Here is a 7,036-nt window from a genome sequence, read left to right as displayed (position 1 = left end):
GTCGCCGACGTCCGCGCCCGCACCGCGCCCGGCGAGGAGCTGGTGGTCAAGCGCGCCGACGTCCCGGCCCGGTTCGACGCCGCCGGCACCGCCTCCGACCCGCACGTCGAGCTGGCGGCGCTGGTCGGCCTCGCGCCGGTGAAGCAGGAGATCGAGCTGATGGTCGCCGGGGCGAACGCGGCCCGGCTGCGCCGCGACGCCGGGCTGCCCGCCGGCGCGCCGTCCCGGCACATGCTGTTCACCGGCAACCCCGGCACCGGCAAGACCGAGGTCGCGCGGCTGCTCGCCCGGCTCTACAAGGACCTCGGCGTCCTGTCCTCCGGGCACCTGGTCGAGGTCTCCCGCGCCCAGCTGGTCGGCCAGTACCTCGGCGAGACGGCCGTGAAGACCCGCGAGGTCGTCCGGCGGGCGGTCGGCGGCGTCCTGTTCATCGACGAGGCGTACTCGCTCGCCCAGTCGGACCTGTCGGAGGACTACGGCCCCGAGGCCGTCGCCGAGCTGGTCAAGATGATGGAGGACCACCGCGACGACCTGGTCGTCATCGCCGCGGGCTACGAACGCGAGATGCAGCGGTTCGTCGCGTCCGACCCGGGCCTGTCCTCCCGGTTCCCGGTGACCGTCCGGTTCCCCGACTTCACCGACGCCGAGCTCGTCGAGATCTTCTCCCGGATGGCCGCCGCGTCCGGGCTGACGCTGACCCCCGAGGCGGCCGCGAAGGTCTCCGACCTGCTCCGCCGCGCCCCCCGCGGCCGTGCCTTCGGCAACGCCCGCCTGATGCGCAACCTGTGCGAGCGCGCCCAGGCCCTCCAGGCCCGGCGCGTCACGGCGCTGAAGCGGCCGTCCGCCGAGCGCCTCGCCGAGCTACTGCCCGCCGACATCCCCGACTCGCTCACCGGCGCGTCCCGCGCGGTCGTCGCCGCCGACCCGCTCGCCGCCCTCGACGCCCTGGTCGGGCTGCGCGACGTCAAGACCGAGGTGCACCGCCTGGCCGCCGAGGCCCGCAGCGCCGAACTCCGCCGCGCCGCCGGCCGGCCCGCCGCCCACCCCACCCGGCACATGGTCTTCTCCGGCGGCCCCGGCACCGCCAAGACCACCGTCGCCCGCCTGGTCGCCGCCGTCCACGCCGACCTCGGCCTGCTGTCGTCCGGCCACCTCGTCGAGGTCGGCCGCGGCGACCTGGTCGGCGGCTACCTCGGCCAGACCGCGCCGCGCGTCAAGGCCGCCGTCGAGCAGGCCCTCGGCGGCGTCCTGTTCATCGACGAGGCCTACGCCCTCGGCTCGGACGCCTACGGCGCCGAGGCGGTCGCCACCCTGGTCAAGCTCATGGAGGAGTACCGCGGCGACCTGCTGGTCATCGCCGCCGGCTACGAACGCGAGATGACCGCCTTCCTCGCCGCCAACCCCGGCCTGGAGTCCCGCTTCCCCAAGCGGCTGCGGTTCCCCGACTACACCGACGCCGAGCTCGTCCAGATCTTCGAGGTGCTCGCCGCCGCCGACGGCCTCACTTTGGCGGACGGCGTCCGCGAGACCCTCCGCTCGCTCCTGCGGACCATCCCGCGCGGCCCCTCCTTCGGCAACGGCCGCTTCATCCGCAACCTCCTCGACGCCGCCGTCGCCACCCAGTCCGTCCGCCTCACCACCACCATGACGACCGACCCCGCCGTCCTGCGCCCCGAGGACCTCCCCACCACCCTCCCCCAGACCGCCACCGCCCCCGGCCTCTACCTCTGACTCCCACGGACCTCCTGACCGCCGCATCCCGACCCGGTAAGGTCTTCGCCGATCTTCTGGAGGCCACGGGAGGCGGCGGATGCGGACCGAGCAGACCCCCTGGACCGGCGCGGAGCCGCTGACCTCGGACGATCCGTCCGCGGTCGGCGGGTACCGGCTGCTCGGACGGCTCGGCGAGGGCGGCATGGGCGCGGTGTTCCTCGGGCTGTCCGACTCCGGCCAGCGCGTCGCGGTCAAGATCGTCCGGCCGGAGCTGGCGGCCGTCCCCGGATTCCGGGCCCGCTTCGAGACCGAGGTCGCCAACGCCCGCCGGGTCGCCCCCTTCTGCACCGCCCGCGTCCTCGGCCACGGCGTCTCCGGCGGCATCCCCTACCTGGTCACCGAGTACATCGAGGGCCCGTCCCTGGCCGATCACCTGGACGAGCACGGCCCGCTCGCGGGAGGCACCCTGCGCGGTCTCGCGGTCGGTGTCGCCACCGCGCTGACCGCGATCCACGCCGTCCGGCTCGTCCACCGCGACCTCAAGCCGCGCAACGTCATGCTCGCCGCCGACGGCCCGCGCGTCATCGACTTCGGCATCGCCCGGGCCCTGGACGCCGACGACCGCCACACCCGCACCGGCGGCTTCGTCGGCAGCCCCGGATGGTGCGCCCCCGAGCAGGTCTTCGACGGCCGCGTCTCCCCCGCCGTGGACGTCTTCGCCTGGGGCAGCCTCGTCGCCTTCGCCGCCACCGGCCGCCACCCCTACGGCGCCGGCAACCTCGCGACCCTCGCCGCCCGCGCCCAGCAGGGCGAATTCGACCTGACCGGCGTCCCCGCGGAACTGCTCCCGCACGTCCGGGCGGCGCTGTGTCCCGACCCGGCGGCCCGGCCCACGTCCCACGACCTGCTGCGCGCGCTCGTCGGCACCGACGCCCCGCAGGCCGCGGCGACCACGATCATCAACCGGGAATGGGCGCCGCCGCGGCCGGCGCCCACGCGAGCCCGACCACCGGAACGCCGCCGGACCTGGCTGGTCACTGCGGTCGCCGCCGCCACGACCGCGCTCGTCGCCGGAGGCGGGACGGCCGCCGCCCTCGCCCTGGCCTCGGACTCGTCCGGGAAGCACCCTCCAGCACGTCCCGCCGCGACGGGGGCGTCGCCCGCGAAGCGGGAGTTCGTCCGCATCGCCCGCCCCTGCGACCTGGTCTCCCCCGCCCTGCGCGACCGGATCGTCCCGGAGGCGCTGGTCGAGCCCCGCTCCAACTCCCACCCGGACGACCTCGCCACCGACGGCGCCCAGACGGGCTGCACGCTCTCCTCGCAGAAGTACGACCCGCAGGACCCGGACACGGTCGGCGTCAAGCAGGTCATCCTGTCCATCAAGCTGCGCCGCACCGGGCCGGGCCGCGACGGGCCGACCGAGGCGGCCCGCGACGCCGCCGCCTTCAAGGCCGGCCTCCTGAAGAAGTCCGGAACCGTCCAGGAGGGGATGCGGTTCGGCGAGGTCCGCGTGCTCCCCGGACTCGGCGACGAGGCCTTCACCGGCGGCGCGCGCGGTCTCACCGCCGACGGAGGGCAGCGCTTCCGGACGGCCTCGGCGGCCGCCTTCGTCCGCACCGGCAACGCGGAGGTCAAGGTGGTCTACGCCTTCGACTATCCGACGTCCAACAGGCTCTCGGCCGGGTTCGACCTCGTGGCGCGGGAGCGGATCTCCCGGCAGCGCGCCGAGCAGGCCCTCCGGGACGTCCTGGCGAACCTCCAGGGCTGCGCCGACTGCAAGGGGTGAGCATGCGCGACCGGACGAGAGCCGACGCGACCAGCGCCGCCACCGCCCGCCCGGCCACCACCCGTGCCGACACCACTCGTGCCGACACCATGGGGCGCCGAAGGGCCTCCTGGGCGCTGCCGGTCGCCGCCTGCGCGACGGCCGGCGTGGTGGCGGCCGGCGGCGTGGTCCTGGCGTTCGGGCTCCCGGCTTCGCCGTCGGCTTCCGGGGACGGTCCGCCCGCCCACCGCACCCGGTCCCCGGTGGTGACCGCGCTCCCTCCTCCGCCCTCGAAGCCGCTGACCCGGATCGCCGAGCCGTGCTCGCTGGTCACGCGGAAGACCGTCGAGCGGCTCGTCCCGCAAGCCGCGCACTCCGACGGCGGCGCCGGGCTGACGGGCTCCTCGGCGCAGCGGGACTGCACCTGGGAGCAGAGCGGCGGGGGGACGGACGTCGTCCGGCAGGCCCGCCACCTGGAGGTGCGCTTCGAACTGGACGCCCCGAAGGGCGGGGGCGACCAGGGGACCGCGCGCACCCGGAGCCTGTTCGCCGACCTGATGAGTGATGCCCGGAAGCACTCGGCCGACTACGGCGACAACACCCCCACCGGGGAGGGGCGCCGGGTGTACGGGCCGTTCCGGACGGTGCCCGGCCTGGGTGTCGCGGCGTTCACCTCGGAGTACCGGTTCGTCCAGGGACCTCCGCTCCCGACGGACACCGGCGCGGTCGAGCTGACCGCCGCCTACCGCAACCTGCTGGTTGTGATCACCTACCGGGGTGAGGACATCGCGGCCGGCAAGCCCGCCGAGACCTCGGTCTACCCCGTGCCCGCCCCGACGCTCCGCGCGGAGGTGCGGGCCGTCGCCCGCGAGGTGCTCACCGCGCTCAACCGGTGCGCGGGCTGCCGCCGCTGACCGCGCTCAGGGGGTGTGGCGGCGGATCTCGTTGATCGTTTTCTGCATGTCGGCCTTCTCGTCGGTGGGGCCGGTGAGCTGGACGGCCACGGCCGTGTCGACGGGGCCGCCCTGGCGGGACGCGAAGACGTGGCTCATGGCCACGCGGACGACGTGCTCGTCGCGGTTGTTGGTACCGGTCTCCTCGGCGTACTGGGTGGTGGGGTCGGTGGCACGCCAGTCCTTGTGGTCGACGGCCATCGCGTTGCGGACGGTCTCGCGCTGGTCGGGCCCGCAGCCGGACGGGCAGGACTGGAGGGCCACCAGCCCGCCCGCGCTGGTGCCGCCGGTCGGCGGGAAGCCCTTGCCCTCGTGGACGCAGATCCAGCGGTTGGTGAACCCGGGCTTGTCGCTGCGCATGCAGCCCCACCCCTCCGGCACGTTGAAGTCGAACGGGAAGCCGTTCAGCTTCATGAGGTACGGCTTGTCGCCGCTGCCGAAGGTCGGTCCCGCGACGTGGGCCTTGTCGTCGGTGGGGAGCTTGGGGCCCTCCGAGGACGTCGGGGACGGACTCGGGTCGCCGCTCTGCGGAGGCGAAGCGGGCGGAGGGACGGGAGGGGGCGAGTAGGCCGTCCGGGTCCTCCCGGATCCGTCCGAGGAGAGCACGACGACCACCGCCGCGATCACGAGGCAGATGAAAACGGCGAGAGCCAGCAGCGGGACGAACACCGGAACGGGGCGCAACCGGCTGGGCGGCAGGGCGTGGACCGGCGGCAGGGTGGAGGCCGGCGGCGCGGTGGGGCCCGGAGGCAGGGTGGGGTGCGGCTCGGCCGACCAGTGCGGGGCGAAGGCGGGCACGTTGGCGGGCGCCGGTCCCTGGGCGGACAGCGCGGCCGCGTCCAGCAGCCGCAGGACGTCCTCCACCGCGCCGCCCCCGGACGGGACGGCCACCCAGATCGGCGGGACGGTCGTCGAGGAGCCCGCGATCTCCCGGTTCTCGGCGAGTTCGCCGACGGCGGCCGCCAGGCGGGCCCGCACGCCGGGGTCCGCGGCCGCCGTCGGGTACAGGACGCCGATCACGGCCTTCTCCCGGCGGTGGTCCTCGCCGAGGAAGACGGTGCCGGCGCCGTGCGAGCCGAGGCGGCCGAGCAGGGTGTGGCCGCCCATCAGCCGGGGGTCGGCGAGGTGCAGGGGTTCCGGGTTCGGCTCCACGAGGGTCCCTTTCGTCCGGCCTCCCGGGTTGGACGGCCCTGCGCCCGAAAGCGTTCGCCCGATCGACGTCCCCGGCCGCCGGCCTGACCGGTGGCCTGGCGGGCGGGCTGGTCAGAGCGGGTGATTAGCAGTGCGAAAGTTTTTTGACGAAGCGGCCGCTCGGCAGGAATACCGGGAAGGATCTTGCGGTTGCAACTATCGCGTACAAGATCCCGCACGGCGGGTGACCCCTCTTCGAGATGAAGGAGATCACCGTGCAGAGCAGCATTCCGATGCCTCGCCACGACGAGAACAAGACCGTGCGGACCCGCTCACTCCGGGCGCTCGCGGTAGCGGCGCGGCTGGAACGCCACCACGCCCCCGAGGCGCCGCCCGGCGCGTCGGACGGGCGGGTGGCGCACCGGCCCGCGCGTCGCAGGACGCCCGAGAACGTTTGAGAAACCGCAGGTCCGACCGTGGCCCCCGCGCGAGATTTCGCGCGGGGGCCACGCCCTTGTGTGGGACAAACTAGGATCTTCGGGCCACACCGACGAAACGACCGCGGGAACGTCTGCGACGGGGGAGAAGCCGAGTGACGGACAGGACGATGCCTGACGCCCATCCGCTGCGGCCCGGCGATCCGGGTGAGCTCGGCGCCTACGACCTGCTCGGACGGCTCGGCGAGGGCGGGCAGGGCTCGGTGTTCCTGGGCCGCGGCAAGGCCGACCGCACCCAGTTCGTCGCGATCAAGCTGCTGCACACCGGGCTGACCGGCGACGCCACGGCGCGCGGCCGGTTCGTCCGCGAGCTGGAGGTCGCCAAGCGCGTCGCCCGCTTCTGCACCGCGCAGGTGCTCGACGCGGAGGTCGCGGGCGACCGCCCGTACATCGTCAGCGAGTACGTGCCGGGGATGTCGCTGCAGCGGCTCGTCCAGGAGGACGGCCCGCGCACCGCCGGCGCCCTGGAGCGGCTCGCGGTCAACACGCTGACCGCGCTGCAGGCGATCCACCAGGCCGGGATCGTGCACCGCGACTTCAAGCCGCACAACGTCATGATGGGGCCGGACGGCCCGCGGGTGATCGACTTCGGCGTCGCGCGCGCCCTCGGCGCGGCGGGTGAGACGCAGAACGTCGGCACCCCCGCGTACATGGCGCCGGAGCACTTCACCGGCGGCGCGGTCGGCCCCGCCGCCGACATGTTCGCCTGGGGCACGACGATGGCCTTCGCCGCCACCGGGCGCCCGGCCTTCGGCAACGACGAGATGGCCGGTGTCATGCACCGGATCCTGACCGGTGAGCCCGACCTCGGCGACCTGCCCGACCCCCTCCGCTCGATCGTGCTCGCCTGCCTGGACAAGGACCCGGCCCGCCGGCCCAGCGCCCGCGAGGCGCAGGAACGACTGGTCGGAGCCGCGGCGGGCACCTCACCCGTCCCCGCGCCGCCCACCCCGGCGTGGTCCGTCCCCGGCGACCAG

At 74.8% G+C, this 7,036-nt stretch carries 6 protein-coding genes; 5 read left to right on the top strand and 1 reads right to left on the bottom strand.

Annotated features, from left to right (window positions below; translation table 11 throughout):
* The 3 genes from AB0J52_RS21360 to AB0J52_RS21350 form a co-directional block, all read left to right on the top strand.
* A partial coding sequence (locus AB0J52_RS21360) for an AAA family ATPase (RefSeq protein WP_500183464.1) occupies window positions 1–1,731 on the top strand: 1,731 nt, incomplete at its 5' end.
* 79 nt (window positions 1,732–1,810) lie between these two features.
* On the top strand, window positions 1,811–3,499 hold the full coding sequence (locus tag AB0J52_RS21355; protein WP_500183462.1) for a serine/threonine-protein kinase: 1,689 nt from the start codon (window positions 1,811–1,813) through the stop codon (window positions 3,497–3,499).
* Window positions 3,500–3,501: 2 nt separating this feature from the next.
* Window positions 3,502–4,392 carry a hypothetical protein gene (locus tag AB0J52_RS21350; protein ID WP_500183460.1) on the top strand — a complete coding sequence of 297 codons (891 nt, stop codon included), beginning with the start codon at window positions 3,502–3,504 and terminating at the stop codon, window positions 4,390–4,392.
* Window positions 4,393–4,398: 6 nt separating this feature from the next.
* Here AB0J52_RS21350 and AB0J52_RS21345 read toward each other — a convergent pair whose 3' ends face one another.
* Window positions 4,399–5,583: a hypothetical protein gene (locus AB0J52_RS21345; RefSeq protein WP_500183458.1), complete on the bottom strand. Its 1,185-nt coding sequence runs from the start codon at window positions 5,581–5,583 to the stop codon at window positions 4,399–4,401.
* Window positions 5,584–5,837: 254 nt separating this feature from the next.
* On the opposite strand from AB0J52_RS21345, the gene AB0J52_RS21340 reads away from it, so the two are divergent.
* The gene (locus AB0J52_RS21340) at window positions 5,838–6,020 is read left to right on the top strand and encodes a hypothetical protein (protein ID WP_500183456.1); all 183 of its coding nucleotides are present in this window, start codon (window positions 5,838–5,840) and stop codon (window positions 6,018–6,020) included.
* A 149-nt stretch (window positions 6,021–6,169) separates the two neighbouring features.
* On the top strand, window positions 6,170–7,036 hold an 867-nt coding region (locus tag AB0J52_RS21335), incomplete at its 3' end, for a serine/threonine-protein kinase (RefSeq protein ID WP_500183454.1).

Source organism: Spirillospora sp. NPDC049652, from assembly GCF_040675125.1.
In the GTDB taxonomy this organism is placed as follows: Bacteria; Actinomycetota; Actinomycetes; order Streptosporangiales; family Streptosporangiaceae; genus Spirillospora.
This window is presented reverse-complemented; position numbering and strand designations above follow the sequence as displayed.